Genomic DNA, 22040 nt, shown 5'->3' on the forward strand with positions numbered 1-22040 from the left:
TATATGAAAAAATTTTACACCTGGAGTATCCGGTTATTCCTGCTTACCTGCATAGCTGTGCTATGCAGCCTGCAGGGAATTGCCCAGTATACCCTCACCCAGCTTGAATCTGGAGGCTCCTATACTGCAGTAGCCAAAGATAATAGCAATAATATCTATGCTACCAGATTAAACCCCACTACCCAGCTTTACGACCTGGTAAGATTCACAGGAGGTGCCGGTACGGGAACTGTTATTTATTCTGGTCTCTCTCACGGCGTTCCACCTGCCTACGACTTCCCCTGGGGAATTGCGGTCAATTCTATCGGAGATATTTTTGTGATCAATTCCTTTGAATCACAGAACGGAGAGATCATCCGCCTTAGGGCTCCGGCTTATTCAATCGCTGAAGTCATTCAGAAAGGCAGATATTTCTCCGCCATAACAATTGATGCCACTGACAACCTGTACTCCCTCGAATACGACGGGGGATCCAGGTATCAGGTAATGAAGTATAGAGCAGGACTTGAAGACCAACCAGGTACCCCTGTCAGCAATGGTGTACCTCTTCCCATTCCTAGCGGAACTACCTATCCATGGGGTATCGCTGTTGACTCCCACAACAATCTTTATATTACCGACTTCCTTGAAAACAATTCAGGCGGAGCACTCATCAAACTGACAGCCCCCACATATACCACCGCTACTACCCTCTTTACTGGTAGAAATGTGACTGCCCTGGCCATAGATGGTGCAGATAATATTTATACTACAGAGCTACTTACTGCTACTACCTCCCAGGTAGTAAAATATACCAACCCTTTACTGCCCGGAACTGTTATCAATACAACCTTGACCAGCAGCCCTCCTGTATATGCCTGGGGACTTGCTGTCACCAGCAATGGAACTATTTTCGCCGGCGACGGTGCAGCATCAGCACCGGCCGGAGGACAACTGATAAAACTGGCTCCTCCCACCACTTCCGTATCCAGTGTCACCAGAGTTGATGCCACTCCTACCAACGCAGCTACAGTTACCTTTAAAGTGGTTTTCAGCAGCAATGCCGCTAACATTACTACCAGTGCATTCAGTTTAAATACCAGCGGTGTTTCAGGCACATATATTGCCAGCGTTTCAGGCTCCGGCACCACCTTTAATGTGGTTGTTAATACCGGTACTGGAAATGGCACCATCAGACTGAATGTAAACGGAACTGGTATCATACCCACCGTAACAAACGTACCTTATAACACAGGAGAAATTTATAGCATTGATAAAAACCCTCCGGTTATATCACTCACCATCAATAACGGTGCAGCGTATACGAATTCAACGAACGTCAACTTAATACCTTCTGCCACCGACGAAGATCCTCCTGCCGCACTGCAAATGCGCTTTTCGTTGGATAGCGTTGCCTGGAGCACCTACCAGCCTTATAGTACCTCCAGCGCTTATACAATCCCTGCAGGTGATGGCCTCAGGAAAATATACATGCAGGTAAAAGACCTGGCTGGCAACGTAAAGGGTACCAGCGCCACTATTACACTGGACCAGACACCTCCGGTAGTATCGTTCTCCTCCGTTCCGCTACCAGTGACCAACCAGCAATCAGCCACCTTCCAGTTCTCCGCTAATGAACCGATCCAGACCTACAATGGTAAACTGGATGCAGGCACATTTGGAGTTGCCACCAGCCCCGTTACATTAACCGGATTAGCAGAAGGCGTACATACTTACTCCATCAATGGCGTCGATAGGGCAGGAAACACCTCCGGTAATTCCGTCTATACCTGGAAAATAGATATCACTGCTCCTACTGTACTAAGCGTATCAACACCGGCAGCAGGCACTTATGGAATCGGTCAGGCGTTAAACTTCACCGTGAACATGAGCGAAATCGTGAATGCTACCGCCGGCCCTGATCCTTACCTGGACTTAATAATCGGCTCCTCTATCCAAAAGGCAGTATACGTTTCCGGATCAGGCACCAACACATGGACTTTCAGGTATACTGTACAGGATGGTGACAATGACTCCGACGGAATCGGAATCGGCGCGGTAATAAATACCAACGGTAACACCCTCACAGACGCAGCCGGCAACAATCTTGTTCTCACAATGAACAACGTGACCAATAATACCATACTGGTCAACAGCAAGCGTCCGGTGGCCACCTTCACTGCCCCTGTTATCGTAAATGCAACGACCGTTCGCGTCGGAATATCTTTCGATGAACCGGTCAAAGGTGTAAATGCAGGAAGCATAACAGCATTAGGCGTTCCGGGCGGTATCACTGTTACTAATGTTACCCCTAACAGTACCACCGCTACGAGCAACTATACCTTCGACCTGCTGTTTCAGCCGAACAACAAAGGCACGGTGAATCTGCGATTACTTCCGAATGCCGCTACCAGCGTTGCTTCTCTGAACACTAACATGTTTGTTGATACGGACTTCTCTTTTGATAATACCGTACCGGTGATAACATCAGTAAACCAACCGGCAGATGGTTATTATAAAGCAGGTCAAACACTGACCTTCACCATAAACTTCAGCAAACCGATTACCGTACAACCAGGCGCCAGCCAGCTGTACCTGCCAATCATCATCGGTTCTACCACCGTACAGGCACCTTACCAAAGCGGTTCCGGCACCACAGCCCTTACTTTCAGTTACACGGTACAACCGGGAGATAATGATGCAAACGGTATTGCACTGAACAGCTACCTGATTGATGCAGGAGGAAGGTTAAGTGACGGTTATGGTAATACCACCAATCTCCTGCTGACAAACGATAATAATCTCAATGGCGTAAGAGTGAATACAATCATACCCACTGTGACTATTTCGACGACAGCTGCGCCGGTAGTCAATGGTACATTTACTGCCAACATCACCTTCAGTGAACGGGTAATCGGATTGGATCTCAGCTCATTTGTGACAACCAATGCCTCCGTTGACAATCTCAACACCACAGACGGGATCCACTATACAATAGATGTAACACCTGCTATTGACGGCCTGGTGAAAGTTTCATTGCCAGCAGGGGTGGCACAGAATATCGGTGCCAACGATAACAGCGCTTCCAATGAACTGCAGCTGACTGCCGACTTTACTCCACCGGTAGTAACTGCCGTTACGGGGCCTGCGAATGGTTATTATCACGAAGCGGAAAACCTCACTTTCAGCGTGAAACTCAGTGAGATCGTGAACGTAAATACCACCGGTGGCACCCCGTATATGGCCATCAATCTGGCTTCCGGTGTTGTACCTGCTACCTATGTGAGTGGTTCCGGTACCAATACTTTGACCTTCACATACACTGTACAGGCTGGCGATGACGCACCTCAGGGCATTACCCTGGGCGCAGGCATCTCCCTGGGAGGCGGAGGACTCATCACCGATGTAGCCGGCAACAATGCCACACTTGTACTGAATAACGTAGCAGACTTCAAAAATGTCATTGTTAATACAACACATCCAACAGTAACAATATCTACCACTGCGCCTGCATTGGTGAACGGTGCTTTTGATGTGACTATCACCTTCAGTGAAGCAGTGACAGGATTTACATCCAGCGACATTACCGTCTCCAATGGTACAACTGGCACACTGGTATCTACAGACAATATCACCTATACCATTACCATCACACCAGGTACTGATGGCCTCATCACCATCAGCGTGCCCGCTGATGCAGCCATAAACATTGCCAGGAACGGCAATACCGCCTCCAATACACTACAACTGACGGTAGACAAAACCGCTCCGGTACTGCAAAGCTTAAAAGTGCCCAATAATGGCTGGTATAAAACCGGTGATAACCTCGACTTTGAATTAACCTATACCGAACCGGTTAAAATAAGCAGCGGTACACCTTACTTCCTGTTACAGATCGGCAATACAAACGTACAGGCCAATTATATCACAGGATCAGGCACCAACAAACTGACCTTCCGTTATACCGTACAAAACGGAGATCAGGACCTTAACGGTATCGCCTATACGGCCAATCTGGTACTGACAGCAGGTAGCTTCACAGACCTGGCCGGAAATGCTGCACCAACAGCTTTACTGGCGGTACCCACCAGCAACGTATTGGTGAACACCATTTCTCCGGTAATCACCAAAGTAACGCTGCCTAACAATGGATACTATAATGCTACAAACACACTGACATTTACAGTGGAATTCAACGAGCCGGTAACCGTTACCGGTACTCCTTCCCTGCCGGTGATCATTGGCACTAACACTGTCAATGCAACATACACAGGTGGCACAGGAACCAATACCCTCACCTTTAGTTACACCGTTCAGAACGGAGATACAGATATGGACGGTATTGACCTGGGCACTGCCCTGCTGCTCAACGGTGGTTCCATGAAGGACCCTGCCGGACTGGATGCGGTACTGACACTGAATGGTGTACAAAACACCCATCAGGTAAATGTCAACACCACTCACCCCTCCGTTACTGTGACTACCACTGCACCCGCCCGTATCAACACACCGTTTACGGTGAAGGCGGTATTCAGTGAAGCTGTTACCGGAATGGCACTCAGCGGTATCAAAGTAACAAATGGCAATGCCAGCCTATTACAAACAACTGATAACATCAGCTACACGTTCACTGTAACACCTGTTACCGATGGAAATGTAACCATCTCCATACTGGCCGATGCAGCCAAAAACATTGGTATCAATGGCAACCAGGCATCCAATACCCTCAGTGTAATAGCTGATATGACAGCACCGGTAGTAACATCCGGACAACAGTTCAACATCAACCAATACAGCGCTACCGGCACCAATATCGGGCAGGTAGTTGCTACCGATGCATCTGGTGTGCTGCAAAACTGGACTATTGCCTCAGACCCATCCGGAGCCTTTAACATAGATCCTGTTACCGGTAAGATCACGGTAAAAGATGAAACCCTGCTGAATAGCAAGGTAAATACCACCGTTACTATATCCGTTACCGTTAGTGATGGTCTGAATACCAGTGTGGCCCAGGGCGTGAAGATCTCCGTCGTTTATGTACCGCTGGCACCTACAGATATCACTATCAATAATACAACGGTCAGCGAAAACGTTCCTGCCGGAGCACTGGTAGGTAAATTCTCTACCATCACCCAGGAACCGGGAGCTACCTTTACCTATACACTGGTATCAGGTACTGGTGCCGATGATAATGCCGCCTTTAGTATCTCCGGTGATCAACTGCAAACCAATGCCACATTTGTGTATGCAGTTAAGAATACTTATTCTGTCAGAATCCGTACTACCCAGAACAACGGGCTGTATACCGAGAAAGTATTCACGGTACGTGTACTTCAGGTCAACCAGGCACCTACCCTGGACATGATACCAGACCGGGTAATGTGCAACATCACAGACAAACAAACCTATCAGCTTACGGGTGCATCCCCAGTGGAAGCGGGTCAGACGCTTACTTACTTTGTGCAGTCCGATAAGGCATTCTTCAGCACACTGACAGTAGATGCCGGTGGCCTTCTCTCCTATAGCCTGAAACCTAATGTGAGCGGTACCGTGAATATTACCGTAACGGTAAAAGACAATGGCGGCACCTTAAACGGTGGCGTGGATACACTTCGCCGCACCTTCGCGCTGAAAGTGAACGCCCAGCCACAGATCACCATCACACCGGATAAGAATGGTGATATATCCAAAGGAGATATTGTTACCCTGACAGCTACCGGCGGTAACAGCTACACCTGGACCCATGCTGACGGCATCCTCGATGGTCAGCAATCAGCCACCCTCCGGATCAGGCCATTGCAGAACACCACTTATGAGGTAACCGCCACCAGTCTGGACGGATGTGCAGGTACACAACAAATCAATATCAAGGTAGTGGCAGACTTTAAAGTCGATGCTACCAATATCCTTACACCGAATGGTGACGGCAAAAACGATAAATGGGTGATTCGTAATCTGGACAGCTATCCAAACAACGAAGTAACCATTTACGACCGTACCGGCCGCGTGGTATTCCATCGCAGGAACTATAGCAATGACTGGGACGCCACTCTGAACGGCCATCCGCTCAGTGAAGGCACCTATTACTACCTGCTGAAAATAGAGGGTACCGATAAAGTGGCCAAAGGATTCATCACAATCATCAGGGACTAATCTATATGACCATGATAAAGAAACTATATACGTCTTTAATAATGTTTACCGGCATCTGTTTGTCTCTGCAAAGTCAGGGACAAACACCCGGTAATTCGCAGGCATTGCTGGAGCCTTCCGGCACACAGTATTTCCAGAACCAGTACCTCGCCAACCCGGCGATGGCTGGTCTGGATACAGGTCTGCATATCAATGCCTCCTACCGCAACCAGTGGAATGGCATGAATGGCGCACCTGTCACCAAATTTGCTTCAGCAGATATTAAAGTGGAAGAACGTATGGGCGTGGGCGTGAATATCTTTAACGATGTGGCCGGCCTGATCAACCGTACGCGGCTGGCACTCTCCTATGCTTACCGCATTCCGCTGGGCCAGCGCCATCAGCAGCTGAGCTTCGGCCTGTCTGCGGTATGGAATGTACAACGCCTCAACGTAAAAGATGTGAACGGCGATATGAATGATCCTGCCTTTGGCGCCTTCAACCGTCGCGATAATTACTTCGAAGCGGAATATGGTATGGCCTATACGGATGAGCACCTGAATATACAGGCTTCTCTGCCTAATATCCGGAACATGGTCACCAACAGAGACGAGGGCATAAATGGTGGAAGCATATTCTTTTCGGCTGTCTCCTACAGATTCCGGCCCCAGGGCAGTGTACTCTCCTCCGTCGAGCCTAAACTCTGTTTCCGCGGCGTCAGGGGTTACGACAATATCCTGGATGCCGGCTTCAATGCTACCTTCCTGGACAATGTGGCTAATATCATGGCGATGTACCATAGCTCCAAAAGCCTCACCACAGGCCTCGGCGTTAACATCATGAAAACACTGGGTATTCAGGCCATGTATACTTTCCAGACCGGAGGCCTCAAAACTTATGTGAACGGCACCTATGAAATAGGCGCTACCCTTCATCTCTTTAAATAACCCAGGGCTAAAGCCCTGGGCTAGCAAAAAACACAAGAAGCCTTTTATAGCCAGAGCTTCAAGCTCGTAAATAACCAAAGGCTTCAGTCAATTTATAGCCCAGGGCTTTAGCCCTGGGTTATTTAAAAATATATTTTGTACTAATCGGTAAAGTATTTATTTTTGTTTTATAATCGATACAAACAATGGCGGGAAGACCTAAAATATTTGATAACGAAGAAGTGATCAACAAGGCCACGGCGGTATTTTGGTCTAAAGGCTATGAAGCCACATCTACCGAAGATCTACTGGAAGCCATGGGTATCGGGAAAGGGAGCTTTTACCTGGCTTTCAAAGGCGGGAAAAAAGAGCTGTTTGAAAAAGTCCTGGAGCAATTCCAGCAGCAAGCCTCCGCCAGGATGATAAAAGAACTGGCCAATAGTGATAATCCGCTGGAGGTGATCCGCAACCTGTTTTATAACATTGCCCATGCTCCTAAAAAAGCGCATCACAATGGCTGCTTCATCGGTAACACTATTGTGGAACTGGCCAGCATAGAACCACAGCTGATGAGCAAATCCGTTGGCCTGTTGCAGCAGCTGGAAGAAACCTTTCGGGAAATCATTATTGCCGCACAAAAACACGGGCAACTCAAAAACAAGATGAGGGCCGATCTGCTGGCCAGACACCTTATCACCGCCTGGAACGGCCTGAACGTTACCAGACGTATATATCCCGATGAAAAAACACTGCTGCCCCTGATCGAAATACAGCTCCAGGTCCTGACCTGATTTTTTTTAACCAATATTGTACCATTTAGTACATAATTATATATCTCTCTAAATCCTTCAAAAATGAACACCTCCATCACCTTTTCTCCTGCTACTTTTAAAACCGTACAGGTAAACAACGTAGAAATTTTCTACCGGGAAGCGGGTCCGGCAGATGCTCCTGTAATCCTCTTGCTGCATGGGTTTCCATCTTCTTCCCACATGTATCGTAACCTGATGAACCACCTGTCTGCCAGATACCATGTGATCGCACCTGATTATCCGGGCGCAGGATTGAGCAGCCGGCCGGCCAGGGATGTATTTGAATATACATTTGACCAGCTGGCCCTCATCATGGAAAAATTCATCGATACCATTGGACTAACCCGTTTCAGCTTATATGCCCAGGACTTCGGCGGACCGGTAGGTTTCAGAATTGCCAGCAAAAGACCCGAGCTGATTGAAACGCTCCTTATACAGAACGCGAACGCCTACACGGAAGGGCTGGCACCCAGGGTGCACGAACTGGCAGCCCTTGTAAACAGTGGCAATGAAGAAACGCTGCAAAACGTATTGGATAGTATGCTTTCCCTCGAAGGAATTAAGGAAAACTATTTTCATCCTGAAACAAATCCGGAAAACATAAACCCCGATGGTTACCTCCTGGACCACTACTTTATGCAGGTCCCCGGTACAAAAGACATACAGGCCGCCTTATTGCGCAACTACCAGCACAACTTTACGCAATACAACAACTGGCAACAATACTTCCGGGATCATCAACCGCCCACCCTGATCGTATGGGGTAAATACGATCCGATATTCCTGGTGCCCGGTGCCAAAGCATACCTGAAAGATCTACCAGACGCCGAATTGCACCTACTGGATGGAGGCCATTTCCTGCTCGAAGAACATCATCAGGAGGTAGCTACCCTGATCGACCGCTTCCTCACTGCCAAACTTTAGTATTTCCCTAAAAGACAATAAGACCATCAATCGATCCAGTGAATATATCGATTGATGGTCGCTTAAAAATCATCAAATACACTTCTCTTTTTTATCATTTTAACCGGTACGTAATCATGGCCTTCCCATAAACCGTATTATCCACCCCGAAGTTGCGGATAGTATCATGCTGGGGACTAAACAGTTTATAGCTTCCAAACAGTCCCATACCTCCCTGCAACTGGAACCATAAATTTTTATAGATACGCTGGTTAAACTGTACCCCGGCATGGATAGTCGAAAACTGGGCATAATCAATTTCCTTCCCTTCAAAATCGGTATAATTCTTCAGGTTGTATTTGGTCCAGTCGATCGAGCCCGCAATGCCCACCTGTGTGTTTTGTGACAGGTTATATACAACATTGAGCCTGGGCCAGTAAAACTGACCAATCCATTTACCATTATTACTTCTATAATCCACAGAGATCCCGGGGGTGATCAGAAATTCACGGAAAGAGTACATCACGTGAACCCCCATGCCTATTTCGAGGTTGGAATGTTTACCGAATTTTTTGGACACGCCATAAATACCATCCACAATCAGGTCATCAGAAGAAAGTGAACTTTTAAAATCAGATGCCAGCGTAGGTATTAATATTCCCAGCACAGACCACTTCCTGGCAATAGGATGCCTTACGATCATCACTGCCTTTACCTCATGAATTTTATCTAATTGATAAAGATGCTGTGTTGCAGACCGATCAAAAGAAAAATCCATCAACCGGTAGTTTACATTGGAGAAAATTTCTGTCTTCCCGAAATGCAGCGGGGGCAAAGGCAACCAGGCATCATAGGTATTATACTTAAATTTATTTCCACCCAAACCACTGCCTTCAGGCAGATCGTTGAACTGGCTTTCTGTATGCGTGGTAAATGAAACACCCGCCAGATCTTTAATAGACTGTGCAAAAATATGATTCGAAAATAAGGTGAGCGAAACAACCAGTATAGATTGACGTAATAAGCTTTTCATGTTTTCCTTTGAATTTGATATTACAAAGGTCGCATGCAGTGCTCATCTCCTTTAGAACAGAATCTACCTTTACTAGGACAAACTTTGCATCAGGGAAGCCCTGTATTCAGAAGGTGTTAACCTCGTTATCTTTTTAAAAAGACGACCAAAATAACCAGGGTCTTCATAATTGAGTTCAAATGCAATAGACGAGATATCTTTGGTAAAGTCCTGCAATAAAAGCTGGCTGTGCAAAATATTCACTTTGTTGATCCACTCTTTGGGTGCAGTGCCCATCGTTTGCTGCACACAGCGGTTCAGATAGTTCACGGAAACCGACAGTTTATCTACATAAAAAGAAACGGATCTTTGTTCAACATGATGTTTGTACACCAGTTCCTTAAATGCAAAGGTAATCTCACTGCTGCGGTTCACGTTTTTATGCTGCTCCTTATCCGAAGCTATAATCTTCATCAGTGCCGCCTGAAACAGCGAATAACAAACATCCAGGTCTGGTGTTTTGTGATACATTTCATAGGTTAACAATCCGAAAAGCGGGGTTAACCAATTACTGGTTTCATCAGATAACTGAATGACCGTATTGGCGCTGAAAAGGTGGATCAGTTTTTCCTTTGATAAAAGATGATTGAGTGTACTATCTTCAAATATAATAATATGCCCTTCTACATCCGGACTCACGTCTTTTAAAGCAGTCATATTCCCCTGCTTCACAAACAATACATCATTGGCATAGATGGATTGAATAATGGCATCTACCTGTTGCCGGGCACTCCCCTTTGTGAGGTGAACGATAAAATTATAATCCGGCCTGTACAGTGGGGTAGGCAAATTAATAAACCGGGCGGTCTCTTTTATATCATATATCTGCAAAGGCACTCCCAAAGTCCTGAAAACCGGCGGTATTTCAGACATATAATGACGCTCGAAGTCAACGGGTGCGATAGTTTTAACTTTCATACTTCACTTAATTCAAATGGTATGACACTTCATGTCTGTTTTACCCCTATTCTCTCCTATTTAACAATTGGATAAAATCTGGTGCATAACATTTTAAATTAGGCTGAATGTATATATTGCTTTTTTACCACTTCCACACTATGAGTATTGCACAACTAAATATATACTCCTCCGTCATATCCATCCAATACACGAAAAACAACTATCATCATGTCAAAGTATAACCTCGAAGCCAGGTACTTTGTGCTGGAGAATTTACGGAAGCTGGATGACACACTGCTGGATACGCTTTGGCAGCTGTTTGTCCAAATCTGTAAATTCTGGCAGACAACAGAAACGCCTGAAGCCATGAAGGCTGATTTCCTGATTTTTATCTCCAACCGCATTGAAATGGATATCAGGTACCTGGCCGAATATGTTAATTACGGTGATGTCATCCGGGAACTGACGGACGAACTGGGAGAAGAAGCGGCGTTTCAAAAGTTATTTACAGACGCTGCTGCCAACATTACACCGGCCTTCACCAATCTGGCCAGGGCAAAGCAGCTGGTGGTGAATGAACTGATCGCCTTAAACCTTGCGTTGGGCGGGTTTAAAACCTTCGGCAATCCTGCCGTCGCACAAGGTGTGCCCGTCAACTACCCCGGATATATCGGAGGAATGAACCGCAGAGACCATACCCCTTATCGTACAAAAGCAGATTAAATCATGCAAACAGAAATTGTGGTGATCGGCTCCGGTGTGGCCGCTACTGCCCTGATCACCAAAATACTGGCCGACAGGCCCCATACATCCATTACCGTGCTGGAAGCAGGCGGGAAAATAAAAATGCGGGATTTTGCCCTGTATCAGAGTTACCTCATCACCAACAAGCTGCCATTCGACAACCAGAATATTTATGATTCCTGCCACGATCTGTCTTACCCCGACAGGGATAAACCAGGAGAGAATAAATTTGAAGGAGACACAGAAATTCCGATGATGGGCGCACGCGCTTTCCTTTATGGCGGTTCCACCGTACACTGGGGTGGCTGGGCTTTCCGCTTAAAACCGGAAGACTTCCGGTTACGTACCAGCCTGAAAAATAAAGGTATCACTCCGGGAGATGTTATTGACTGGCCTTTCGGTTACGAGGAAATGGAACCCTATTACCACGAAGCAGAACACTTTATCGGCGTTTCCGGCGACTCAGAAGACACTACCACGCCCCGGTCAGGAAAGTATCCCTTCCCTGCTTTTCCTTTCACTTTGGAAGACGGACTGTTTATCGATGCCTTTAAAAAATTCACTGAACCGGTCAGTTACTCCCATTTGCCCATAGCCCGCTATGGCGACACCCATGCCAATAACAGCCATGGTCCCTGTCACACTACCGGGTTATGCAAATACTGTCCGTTTGGCGCCCGGTTTGCAGCTGCCAATAATCTCGATGACCTGGTACAATCCGCCAGGTACCCACATCTCCGGATCCTCACCAACGCCATCGCAGATCAAATACTGATGGACAGCAAAGCACATGCTACCGGCGTTAAGTATCTCAACAAAAAGAATGGTGCCTGGGAAACAATCAATGCAAACATCATCATCAATGCTGCCGGCGCCATTGAAGGCGCCAAGCTGTTGCAACGTTCTGCGCTGGACTGGTGGAAAAACGGTATTGGCAACGATAACGATCTGGTAGGCAGGTTCCTCATTACACACCCTTACTTTTTTTACAAAGCCGTGTTGCCGGCCAACCCACAGATGCTTCAGCCTGAAATGGGCTTCCCTACCCTGGTATCACGTTACTATGATAGTCCGGCCGAACAACATAAAGGAAAATTTATTCTTATCAATCCCCCCAGTTCTCCCAAGGTAAATCTGGTCCGCTCCATGAGCAACGGCAAAACAAGAGATGAAATCATACAATCCATACAAACCAATACCACTGTACAACTGCAGGGTCTCATAGAAGTCTTCAGCGACCGTAGAAACCGGGTGGTAAACTCAGAAAAGAAAAACAGATTCGGAATGAGAGAAACAAAAATTGATTTCTACAAAAGCGGAGACTTTGATAACAGAATGAAAGAAGTGGAAGGCATCACTAAAACCATCTTCAGTCACATGAATGCGGTAGATCCGGGAATAGAAAACGCCATTTCCTGGCGGGCCGACCATGCTGCCTGTACTACCAGAATGAGTAACAGCCCTGAGGAAGGTGTAGTAGACCCCAATCTGAAAATACATGGCACCTCCAATATTTACATGTGTTCAAATGCTGTTTTCTCTTCGCTGGGCGCTGTAAATCCTACACTCACACTCACGGCCCTCTCTTTAAGGCTGGGCAGTCATTTATTAAACCAATTAAAAGCTTAGGCCTCTTCAAATATGAATCTGCAAGACCAACAACTGTTACCTGTCCGTGAAAAGCTGCAAAAGGCGATCGAGCTGGAACTGGCCACCATTCCGCCTTACCTGACCGCGTTGTTCAGCATCCGGCCCGGCACCAATGCCATGGCCGCGTCCATCATCAGAAGTGTGGTCATGGAAGAAATGCTGCACATGTTATTGGCCGGCAACCTGCTATCCGCCATAGGCGGAAACGTTAGACTCGGAAAAGAGCAGATTCCGGTATATCCCGTTCAGATGGAGTTTCAAGGCAAGCAGTTTAAAAACCGTCAGTTCGATATACACCTGGCCGCTTTCAGCAAAGATACCATCAATGTTTTCCTGCAGATTGAGCTGCCGGACGGATGGATGGTCAGTCCGCTCGAATTTGACCGTATTACCGTACCGGGATTCACCATCGGGGAATTTTACCGGGGAATAAAAGACGATCTCGTCCATCTCTGCAACACATATGGAGAAGAAAATATATTCACCGGCAAAAAGGAAAACCAGGTTTCAGTAGAATATTTCTGGCGTGGCGGCGGTACCCCGATCGTTGTGACCAGCCTTGCAAATGCCACAGCAGCTATAGACCTCATCGTAGAACAAGGCGAAGGCAGCTCTGTAAACACAGTTGTAAAGGCTTTCAGCTTTACCGGAACTGATGAGGTGCCACACTACTTCCGCTTCAATGAAATTTACCACGGTCGTTTATACAACAAAAATGATGATCCATATCACTCCCCCACAGGAGATGCTATTGATATCGATTATACAGCTGTTTTTCCTATTAAAACAAGTTGTAAAAGCAGCGATCTCCAGCAGTTTCCTGAACTAAGTTATCTCAACAACCTCTTCAACAACAATTACACGACCATGCTTTCTCAGCTGGAAGAGGGCTTTAACGGCAATCCTGCTGCGTTTTATACCGCCATCCTGAACGGCATGCATAAACTGTCTCCGCTGGCCTACAACCTTGTACAGCTGCCTATTCCCGGCGATCCCAAGGGTAGTCATGCTGCACCCAGTTTTGAATGGCACATTGATCACTTCTAAAAACCTACCTGTTATGAATAAAATTTATCGTATCGAAAACGGCGTGGTAGTACCCGACGGCACTACTGTTTACGAAATCATAGGACCGATACAGTCCAAACTGGCAAAGCTTCCTATCATAGATACAGAAAGTCTTGCTTACGGAGAGCTGGACCCCGGCGAAAAATCGCATGTCCATGTACATCCCGTTATCACACATCTTACCTGGGTGGTGTCCGGCACGCTCACCGTGGGCATGAAAGATGCTGCCAGCAACGACATGTATTACATAGAAGTAAAAGAAAGGGAGACAGTGCTCACACAGCCCGGTACTTTTTTCCAGCTGCTAAACAACAGCAGCCAGCAATGCCAGGTGTTATACATCGTAGCCCCTGCCTTTATTTTTGAAGTAAATGAACAGGGCAAAGTACTGTACAACGACCAGATAGTACTGGACCTCAGCTGGGATGAGCTACGACAGCAGAACTGGCAAATACCTGAATTACAGGACATGGGAAAAATCATTGCAGACAGAGAAGCTTCTTTACAACGATTAAAACAAAGATAAACAGCATATGGGAAGCATGATCGAAATAAATGACACCTTGCTGATCACCACAGAGCAGGGCTTTCCAGACAACATCCTTCATCTTGAAAAACATATAAAAGAACCGGTAACCATCGACCAGGTACGCGGAAAACTGTTTTCCTTTTATAAAAAAGAGCGGGTAAGGATTTATCAGACCGACCCTGTGCGTGTTTACCTCGTACAGAATATCGACGGGAAATGGTTGTTCTGGGGGAAGATATACATACAGTCCCAGAGTATCAACAAAAAGCTGGACGCTCAGGGTAACTGGAAAGTAGACGACTGGGAAACCAGCGGAACATTTATCATCACCGACCTGTACGATCCTGCATACCAGCAGGAGTTCACCAAAAGAGAATCACCCGCAGGCAAAAGTTATTTCTAAGTAAACTGCAGTTATGGATTCGTTTATCTTAAAAAGAGGCAATACGACCATTCAACTTGACAAAAGTGAAGACCAGGTTGCTTTACGTCCGGCCAAAGCGATAGACCTGGAGGCAGCGATGCCTTCGCTGGAAGGCGACATGGATTGGTCTGACACCCATAAAGAGCTGGGCGGTTTTCATCTTATCAATATCAAAGGTACCGGGGACATTGATAAAACACTGGACCAGCTGCGCGAACATGAGCTGATAGATAGCTGCACCCATGTCTATCACACGCCCAAAAGCCAGGTGCCGTATGTCCCCACCGGCAAGCTCACCTTACGTTTTGCTCCCGGTACCAGCGATGAAACCAAACAAAACATCCTGGACAACTACAAACTGATGGTGGTGACATCGAGGGTAAAGGAAAATGCATCCGGTGATAAACAGGAGACGTTTATCGTGGCCATCACCCCCGACTCTATGAATCCGCTGAAAGTAGCCTACGAATTACAGCAGAATGAAAATATCGCCCTGGCCGAACCGGACCTCTCTACCCCCGGAAAGCTGGCCCAGTTTGATTTACCAGGCGACCCGCTTTTTAAAGAGCAGTGGCACCTGAAAAATTCGGGGACTCAGTTTGGCAGCAGCCTAGGCCTTAAAGAAGGTGCTGATGCCAGAGTAGTAGAGGCCTGGCAAAAAATGCAATCGCTGGGAAACCCGGACTGCATCATTGCTGTCATCGATGATGGATTTGACCTGAGTCACCCGGACCTTGGAGGAGAAGGCAAGATTGTAGCCCCCTGGGATTTCCAGACGTTGTCACCAGACCCTTCCCCCCGTAAGAAGACGCCTTTCGGCGGTGATTACCACGGGACTGCCTGTGCAGGACTTGCTCTGGGAAGCAGCAACAACGAAGGCATAACAGGTGTTGCTCCCCGCTGCAGACTGATGCCCATCCGATGGAACGAAAATATTAATGATGATAACATAGAAGCCTGGTTCAACTACGCCACCCAAAACGGCGCCTGGATACTCAGCTGTAGCTGGGGTGCTTCGCCGGCGTATTATGTTCTGTCTACCCGGCAGCTGGAAGCTATCGAAGACTGTGCCCGCAATGGCCGCAACGGACTGGGTTGCGTCATCGTTTTTGCAGCCGGCAATGCCAATGCTAATATCAACGACCCGCAGAACGAATCCGTAAACGGTTTTGCTATTCATCCGGATGTCATCGCGGTAGCAGCATCCACCAGCAGGGATGAACGGGCTGGTTATTCAAATTATGGCAGGGAAATATCTGTATGTGCACCCACCGACGGCCAGGGAGGCCGCGGTCTGCTCACTACAGACGTGAGAGGCACCTTTACCTTTCAGGGCATGGAATATGCTGCTGGCTATGATGTGGGCGATTATACCAAAACATTCGGAGGCACCTCCGGCGCTGCCCCCGTAGTAGCCGGCGTCTGCGCACTGATACTCTCCCACAACCCGGCACTGAAATCCTCCGACGTTAAACAGATCATTCAAAGTTCCTCCCGTCGTATCGGTAACCCTACCGACTATACGAACGGACACTCTGTCTATTACGGCTATGGCTGCGTTAACGCTGCCGCTGCTATTGATATCACTTCAAACCACCCATTCACATGAGCTCAACTCCAAACGACCCTACCAGAAACACCGCCGCCGCTGCGACCCCCCAGGAGTTATGGGGGCCTGTAAGACATAAATTCGTCGCGATGGAAGCAGATAAACTGCTGACACCCCAGGCGCAAAAGGCCGTCAGCGCCCTGCTGGCCCCCATCGGGCAAAGCAGCCTTGCAGAAATAGCCACCTGGGCCGATGATATAAAAGGCACTGCACCCGACGATCCGGAGACCACACAGTTTCTGAAGGATTTTCCCAATATGGTGCACAAACACTGGCATTTTGTAGACCTGCCGCTGGATGTTACCGACTACGACCGGCAACAGTACGCTCCCTTCACCAACGATACGGATGTAGTGCAGATGATCGCAAAGTCAGTAGATGTTTTACAGGGAAATTCCCAAATGATGAGTAAGATAAATGCGCTCCGCTGGCTCACTCATCTGATAGGCGATATGCACCAGCCCTTGCATGTAGCTTGTTGTTATATCGACAACAGCACCAACCACCCTACTCTGCTCACCGACCCCGCAATCATCGTACAAAAAGGATTGACACATCAAAGTGATCAGGGTGGTAATTTGCTGCTGCTGCCGATGGAACACGAAACTACGCTGCACGCCTACTGGGATTCACTGATCCCTTCCGTTACTCCTGCCGCCGCTGCCGATGCATTACATGCCTCGTTAACAGCTACTCCGGCAGGTGCCCCCCGTACATGGGCCGAATCCTGGGCCATGGACTCCGTCAACAAGAGCAGACAAGCATATCAATCTTTAAAAATCACCGACAAAGCAGATAAAAAGTTTCATGTCTCCTGGGAAGGTGAAAAAGCGTACAATAATCGCTGTGCACCATTGGTGGGAGAACAACTGGTGCTGGGTGCCCGGCGCCTGGCTTTAATAGTGAACACGATACTTGTGACAGCCCTGTAAAACCCGGCAACATCATTAAATCAGAAAAGACCTGCGCAGAATGCAGGTCTTTTCTGATTTATGCAAGAATTAAAATCCCTAATAATTAACGACAACGCCTATATTAAACGCAGCTCCTTTTCCTTTAGCATAAAATCCGGGGATCATGAACCATTGTGATCTCGCCGGGAAATAGTCGGCATTAAAGAGATTTTCGATGCCGAGAGTAAGCCTTGTACTGTGGGATACACGGTAGCTGGCATTCAGGTTAAACAGATGATATGCATTGACGATACCTTCGTTGCCTTTGTACAACCCGGTTGGCAATTTCTCAAAACGGTCCCGCTTCAGTATGCCGCTATAATGCAGCTGTATTTCCAGCGTGTTCAATGGCCGATAAGCAACGCTGCCACTGTCCTTGTTTGTAGCGCGTATCCCATTAAAGTGGCTATCAGCACAAGGGAACCCTTTCTGTCCGTTTCGATACTGTACTTTCCGTCTTTATCAGTGTAAGCCGCAATGGAAGTGCCTTTGATCTGAACAGTGGCATATCTGAGCGGACCTTGCCCAGACCGGACCAGCCCTTTTATAACTGTTTGCTGAGCTACTGCTGCCAGGGAGATAAGGCAGCATAATAATCCTAAAATCGATGCTCTGGTTGACAATAACATGATGCTCTTTGAAAATTTTCCGCAAAATTATCTCCATAAAATTTCTGCTGATATCCAATCGGGAATTTGATTTACGAAAGCGGGAAAATTCTGCAAAAAGAAAAAACCTACGCCAGGCGCAGGTTTTTAGATGTAAACTATGGTTTCCGTTGAAAAATTATTATGGCGTAACAGTATATTCCTGCTGTACCATACCACCAACAATACCCAGGCCATTAATGATGTTACTAAAAACGATCACTTTCTCTGACAAAGGATCCTCATTTTTTATCCGTGCCATAAAGCTGCTGAACAAATAATTGTAACTGCTGTAAGTGAGTGAAGTGACCTCCACTATTACTTTTTTAAATTCCCCTCCTCTGCCGGTGATGAAATTAAAATGCGGACTGCGGCCGTCGAAAAGCGCATCATCCGTATAGAATTCCGTACGATTATCTTTGTTGAATATGCCGTCCTGTAGCCCTCCTGTGGTGAAGTATACCGTTATCCTATACGTTTGTTCCTTACCATCACTATCCTTAAACGTAGCTAATTCGTATAGTCTTATACGATAGTAGTTCTTTTCTCCTGGTTTATCGTGCAGTTCTACCGATATATTTCCCTTGGAGCCGAAACCATCATTATTGGCAATCAACCTGATACTCATTTCACCAACACTTGTCTGTTCTGGTATAAAGTCGCTACCTTCCGCGTCTTCATACCCCGGAATGGTTGCAACAACGCGGTAGCTTGCGCCGGACCGCGCCCTGACCGTGCTTTTATAATAAGTGTCATTATCTTTTTTGAACGGGCTCAGGTTTTCCCTAAACTTCCCATCTTCGTACAGTTTTAACGCCGCCCCTTCTGGTTCAGGAAATCCCGCGTAACCGGAAATGCGTCTGGAAAGTGTCACCCGTGCTATTATCAGACTATCTTTACTCATCAGTAAGTTGAGCACCGGCTTATTGGCTTCTTCAGGCAAATCTATCACTACTGATTTTTTACAGCTGCATACAACGATTATCAGTAACAATGGCAGCAGCAATAATTTTGTTTTCATTATTTAAAATTTCAGGCTGTAAGAAATACTGGGCATAAAAGGAATCAGGCCAATCCCGGTGAGCTTTGCCCTCGGACGCTCCTTATCGTATCTATCCAGGTAATAAAAGAAAGGATTAAAGCGATTATAAACATTGAGCAGGCTGATATTCCAGGTACGCACCAATCCATTCTTTTTGTATTTAATGAAATTAATACCCAGGTCCAACCTGTGATAGGCATTGATACGTACATTATTACGTTCATTGATGCGGGATACTCCAGGTGCCCATTCCCGGGAGCCACCCTCAGACACAGGGCCGTTCACGCCCTCATAGGATGCCACCGGAATCGTGAAAGGGGCAGCACTCTGGAAAGTCCAGGAGCCGGATAGCTCAATACCTTTACGCAGTTTATATACTCCCACGATGTGGAAGTCATGGCGACGGTCATATTTATAAGGAAATTCCCGGCCATAGTTTACCTGCGGAATAAGGCGGTTAGCCCAGGCAAGTGTATAGCCAACCCAACCGGTAAGCCTTCCACTTTTCTTTTGCAGCAACAGTTCCATTCCATACGCTTCTCCTTTGCCGGCTGTCACCAGGGATTGCCAGGCATCTCCCCTGCTGCTGGTCTGGTAATCAGCACCTTCTTTATACTCGATCACATTGTGCATCCGTTTGTAATACGTTTCTGCAGAAAATTCAAACTTATCATTAAAGATATTCTTTGCTATGCCGAGTGCATACTGCTCTGACTCCTGAGGTTTCACCTTATCCGTAACAGGCACCCATAGATCTGTAGGGAGTGAGATGGAGTTATTAGCGAGCAGATGAACATATTGCGTCATGCGGGAATAGGATGCTTTCAGAGCCCAATCGCCCGGCAGCAGATATCGCACATTCAGACGTGGCTGCAGGGAATGATAAAAACGATTCTCTACACTGAATGCACTGAGATGCAATCCTATATTCACTTTCAGACGTCTCGACAACTCCCAGTCGTCTTCTGCATACAAGGCCATTTCAGAAGCATGAATATCCCGGTTGTTATTCACGGAATCCACTGTTACCTCGTCCTTCTGTGTTTGTTTTGAGCGCAGGACACCTGGTGTGAAAATGCGGAACATATAAGCAGCGCCGGCTTTAATGGCATGTGCAGGTTTGGGATGATATTCAAAATCCACTTTTGCTCCATAGTCTTTGATGCCGGAATTAAGTTTCTGCATATCCGAGTAGGCTTCACCGTTAGATTTCCCTACCTGTGAAAAAGCGGATCTGAAATGATAGTCACTGCCGATGAGCATCACGTTGGAGAACAACTTCGGAGAATATACGTGATTCCATCGTATCGTACCGGTATAGTTTCCCCATTGAACGCCTGCATCGGAAACGTAATCGTTACTACCATTTGTATTGCTATATCTGTATCGCGACTCCATTTTGTCGCGGCCGGTATAAAAGCTGAAGTACAATTTGTCCTTATCCGAGAATTTATGATGGAGTTTGGCATTGATATCATAAAAATGTGCCCCGAACTTTTCCGGAGCATCGCTCTGGTTATTGAGGTATACCTTTGCTGCGAGATCGGGATAAGATCTTCGGCCAGAGATCAGGAAAGTGGTTTTACCTTTTTGAATAGGCCCTTCCAGCGTGGCCTGCGCAGAGAGCAGACCTATGGAAAAATCTCCATGCATCTTATTCATGTCTCCATCTTTGGTAGAGACATCTACCACTGAAGACAACCTCCCGCCGTAACGCGCCGGAAACGCGCCTTTATAAAGGGTTACATCTTTCAGTACATTGGTATTGAAGGTGGAAAATATCCCCATGAGATGCATCGGATTATAAAGCGGCGCGCCATCCAGCAGGATGAGGTTCTGATCGGGTGTTCCGCCACGCACCAGCAGAGCGCTCGTAGCTTCTGTACCCTGTTTGACGCCCGGCAACAGCTGGAGGGTCTTGAACAGGTCTGCTTCCCCCAGCAGGCGAGGCGTTGACTGTACCATAGCGGCCGACAAATTAATACGGCTCATCTGGGAGGATTCTTCGATACGCTCCGCCTGCCTGCCGCGTATGGTTATTTCCTCCAGTTGACGGTTGAGCGCCTTCAGCCGGAAGGTCATCCCTTCCTTATTCATCGCCACCATAGTATCCAGCCGCTGATAACCCATGTACGACAGTTGTACCCGGAGGGAGTCTGTTGGTAAGGTGATGCTGTAAAACCCATAGGCGTTGGTGATAGTACCAGCCTGGAACTGTGGTGCTGCCAGTGAAACACCGATCAGTCTTTCGCCGGAGGTGGCATCCTCCACATATCCGCTAAGCGTATGTTCACGGCTGGGAGCCGGGCCGATAATGATCTGTTCTCCTTTTCGTTTGAACATCAGTGAAGTGCCTTTCAGCAGGTCCCGGCAGATTGTTTCCAGCAGTGCATCCTTGTAAGTGTGCGCTTTAACGGTAATCCCCTGCACTCTCGTATATTCATAAGAGAAATGGACCTTGCTTTGTTGTTCCAACAGCTTTAGCGCGTTCTCCAGCGAAGTGGCAGGAATACTGATACTAAGCTTTATTTCATTTTGCTGGCCTACTGCGACCAGACTATATGCTAAGAACAGAATGGTTAAAATTCGTTGCATTACGCGATTCTTTTTAAAGACATAGTTATCCCCTGCCGCAACTGCAGCTGTTTAA

General features: G+C 47.1%; 17 protein-coding genes. 11 read left to right on the forward strand and 6 right to left on the reverse strand.

The window, feature by feature from the left end; all coding sequences use genetic code 11:
- The first annotated feature begins 3 nt into the window (after positions 1–3).
- From KD145_RS07530 to KD145_RS07545, 4 genes are all read left to right on the forward strand, one after another.
- A complete protein-coding gene (locus tag KD145_RS07530) occupies positions 4–6132 on the forward strand; it encodes an Ig-like domain-containing protein (RefSeq protein ID WP_212005294.1) in 6129 nt (2042 codons plus the stop codon).
- Positions 6133–6143: 11 nt separating this feature from the next.
- Positions 6144–7058 carry a PorP/SprF family type IX secretion system membrane protein gene (locus KD145_RS07535; RefSeq protein ID WP_212005295.1) on the forward strand — a complete coding sequence of 305 codons (915 nt, stop codon included), beginning with the start codon at positions 6144–6146 and terminating at the stop codon, positions 7056–7058.
- Between the two features lie 185 nt (positions 7059–7243).
- Positions 7244–7828 (forward strand): TetR/AcrR family transcriptional regulator, encoded by a 585-nt coding sequence (locus KD145_RS07540; RefSeq protein WP_212005296.1) that lies wholly within the window; start codon positions 7244–7246, stop codon positions 7826–7828.
- Positions 7829–7891: 63 nt separating this feature from the next.
- Positions 7892–8773: an alpha/beta fold hydrolase gene (locus tag KD145_RS07545; RefSeq protein ID WP_212005297.1), complete on the forward strand. Its 882-nt coding sequence runs from the start codon at positions 7892–7894 to the stop codon at positions 8771–8773.
- A 94-nt stretch (positions 8774–8867) separates the two neighbouring features.
- Here KD145_RS07545 and KD145_RS07550 read toward each other — a convergent pair whose 3' ends face one another.
- Together KD145_RS07550 and KD145_RS07555 are read right to left on the reverse strand one after the other, a co-directional pair.
- Positions 8868–9785, reverse strand: a complete 918-nt coding sequence (locus tag KD145_RS07550; protein WP_212005298.1) for a DUF6268 family outer membrane beta-barrel protein — start codon at positions 9783–9785, stop codon at positions 8868–8870.
- Positions 9786–9857: 72 nt separating this feature from the next.
- Complete coding sequence (locus KD145_RS07555; RefSeq protein ID WP_212005299.1) at positions 9858–10742, reverse strand: helix-turn-helix domain-containing protein; 885 nt, start codon at positions 10740–10742, stop codon at positions 9858–9860.
- Between the two features lie 210 nt (positions 10743–10952).
- Here KD145_RS07555 and KD145_RS07560 point away from each other — a divergent pair, with 210 nt between their 5' ends.
- The 7 genes from KD145_RS07560 to KD145_RS07590 are packed head-to-tail and all read left to right on the forward strand — an operon-like array spanning position 10953 to position 17680.
- Positions 10953–11447 carry a hypothetical protein gene (locus KD145_RS07560; protein ID WP_212005300.1) on the forward strand — a complete coding sequence of 165 codons (495 nt, stop codon included), beginning with the start codon at positions 10953–10955 and terminating at the stop codon, positions 11445–11447.
- 3 nt (positions 11448–11450) lie between these two features.
- Positions 11451–13097: a GMC oxidoreductase gene (locus KD145_RS07565; protein ID WP_212005301.1), complete on the forward strand. Its 1647-nt coding sequence runs from the start codon at positions 11451–11453 to the stop codon at positions 13095–13097.
- Positions 13098–13109: 12 nt separating this feature from the next.
- The gene (locus KD145_RS07570) at positions 13110–14165 is read left to right on the forward strand and encodes a ferritin-like protein (RefSeq protein ID WP_212005302.1); all 1056 of its coding nucleotides are present in this window, start codon (positions 13110–13112) and stop codon (positions 14163–14165) included.
- A gap of 13 nt (positions 14166–14178) precedes the next feature.
- Positions 14179–14712 carry a cupin domain-containing protein gene (locus KD145_RS07575; RefSeq protein ID WP_212005303.1) on the forward strand — a complete coding sequence of 178 codons (534 nt, stop codon included), beginning with the start codon at positions 14179–14181 and terminating at the stop codon, positions 14710–14712.
- Positions 14713–14728: 16 nt separating this feature from the next.
- Positions 14729–15118 (forward strand): hypothetical protein, encoded by a 390-nt coding sequence (locus tag KD145_RS07580; RefSeq protein WP_212005304.1) that lies wholly within the window; start codon positions 14729–14731, stop codon positions 15116–15118.
- Between the two features lie 13 nt (positions 15119–15131).
- Positions 15132–16748 carry a S8 family serine peptidase gene (locus KD145_RS07585; RefSeq protein ID WP_212005305.1) on the forward strand — a complete coding sequence of 539 codons (1617 nt, stop codon included), beginning with the start codon at positions 15132–15134 and terminating at the stop codon, positions 16746–16748.
- A complete protein-coding gene (locus KD145_RS07590; RefSeq protein WP_212005306.1) occupies positions 16745–17680 on the forward strand; it encodes a S1/P1 nuclease in 936 nt (311 codons plus the stop codon). The genes KD145_RS07585 and KD145_RS07590 overlap by 4 nt, the downstream gene beginning before the upstream one ends.
- 78 nt (positions 17681–17758) lie before the next feature.
- Here KD145_RS07590 and KD145_RS07595 read toward each other — a convergent pair whose 3' ends face one another.
- The 4 genes from KD145_RS07595 to KD145_RS07610 form a co-directional block, all read right to left on the reverse strand.
- A complete protein-coding gene (locus tag KD145_RS07595) occupies positions 17759–18049 on the reverse strand; it encodes a TonB-dependent receptor (RefSeq protein ID WP_212005307.1) in 291 nt (96 codons plus the stop codon).
- Positions 18046–18330 carry a carboxypeptidase-like regulatory domain-containing protein gene (locus tag KD145_RS07600; protein ID WP_212005308.1) on the reverse strand — a complete coding sequence of 95 codons (285 nt, stop codon included), beginning with the start codon at positions 18328–18330 and terminating at the stop codon, positions 18046–18048. The genes KD145_RS07595 and KD145_RS07600 overlap by 4 nt, the downstream gene beginning before the upstream one ends.
- 160 nt (positions 18331–18490) lie before the next feature.
- Positions 18491–19369: a DUF4249 domain-containing protein gene (locus tag KD145_RS07605; RefSeq protein ID WP_212005309.1), complete on the reverse strand. Its 879-nt coding sequence runs from the start codon at positions 19367–19369 to the stop codon at positions 18491–18493.
- Between the two features lie 3 nt (positions 19370–19372).
- Positions 19373–21985 (reverse strand): TonB-dependent receptor domain-containing protein, encoded by a 2613-nt coding sequence (locus KD145_RS07610; RefSeq protein ID WP_212005310.1) that lies wholly within the window; start codon positions 21983–21985, stop codon positions 19373–19375.
- Between the last annotated feature and the right edge of the window lie 55 nt (positions 21986–22040).

This window comes from Chitinophaga sp. HK235 (assembly GCF_018255755.1).
Taxonomy (GTDB): Bacteria; Bacteroidota; Bacteroidia; order Chitinophagales; family Chitinophagaceae; genus Chitinophaga.

What these genes read in the sequence shown, in the direction of transcription:
- KD145_RS07530 (WP_212005294.1), top strand. Translation starts at nt 4, where the DNA reads ATGAAAAAATTTTACACCTGGAGTATCCGGTTATTCCTGCTTACCTGC.
- KD145_RS07535 (WP_212005295.1), top strand. Translation starts at nt 6,144, where the DNA reads ATGATAAAGAAACTATATACGTCTTTAATAATGTTTACCGGCATCTGT.
- KD145_RS07540 (WP_212005296.1), top strand. Translation starts at nt 7,244, where the DNA reads ATGGCGGGAAGACCTAAAATATTTGATAACGAAGAAGTGATCAACAAG.
- KD145_RS07545 (WP_212005297.1), top strand. Translation starts at nt 7,892, where the DNA reads ATGAACACCTCCATCACCTTTTCTCCTGCTACTTTTAAAACCGTACAG.
- KD145_RS07550 (WP_212005298.1), bottom strand. Translation starts at nt 9,785, where the DNA reads ATGAAAAGCTTATTACGTCAATCTATACTGGTTGTTTCGCTCACCTTA.
- KD145_RS07555 (WP_212005299.1), bottom strand. Translation starts at nt 10,742, where the DNA reads ATGAAAGTTAAAACTATCGCACCCGTTGACTTCGAGCGTCATTATATG.
- KD145_RS07560 (WP_212005300.1), top strand. Translation starts at nt 10,953, where the DNA reads ATGTCAAAGTATAACCTCGAAGCCAGGTACTTTGTGCTGGAGAATTTA.
- KD145_RS07565 (WP_212005301.1), top strand. Translation starts at nt 11,451, where the DNA reads ATGCAAACAGAAATTGTGGTGATCGGCTCCGGTGTGGCCGCTACTGCC.
- KD145_RS07570 (WP_212005302.1), top strand. Translation starts at nt 13,110, where the DNA reads ATGAATCTGCAAGACCAACAACTGTTACCTGTCCGTGAAAAGCTGCAA.
- KD145_RS07575 (WP_212005303.1), top strand. Translation starts at nt 14,179, where the DNA reads ATGAATAAAATTTATCGTATCGAAAACGGCGTGGTAGTACCCGACGGC.
- KD145_RS07580 (WP_212005304.1), top strand. Translation starts at nt 14,729, where the DNA reads ATGATCGAAATAAATGACACCTTGCTGATCACCACAGAGCAGGGCTTT.
- KD145_RS07585 (WP_212005305.1), top strand. Translation starts at nt 15,132, where the DNA reads ATGGATTCGTTTATCTTAAAAAGAGGCAATACGACCATTCAACTTGAC.
- KD145_RS07590 (WP_212005306.1), top strand. Translation starts at nt 16,745, where the DNA reads ATGAGCTCAACTCCAAACGACCCTACCAGAAACACCGCCGCCGCTGCG.
- KD145_RS07600 (WP_212005308.1), bottom strand. Translation starts at nt 18,330, where the DNA reads ATGTTATTGTCAACCAGAGCATCGATTTTAGGATTATTATGCTGCCTT.
- KD145_RS07605 (WP_212005309.1), bottom strand. Translation starts at nt 19,369, where the DNA reads ATGAAAACAAAATTATTGCTGCTGCCATTGTTACTGATAATCGTTGTA.
- KD145_RS07610 (WP_212005310.1), bottom strand. Translation starts at nt 21,985, where the DNA reads ATGCAACGAATTTTAACCATTCTGTTCTTAGCATATAGTCTGGTCGCA.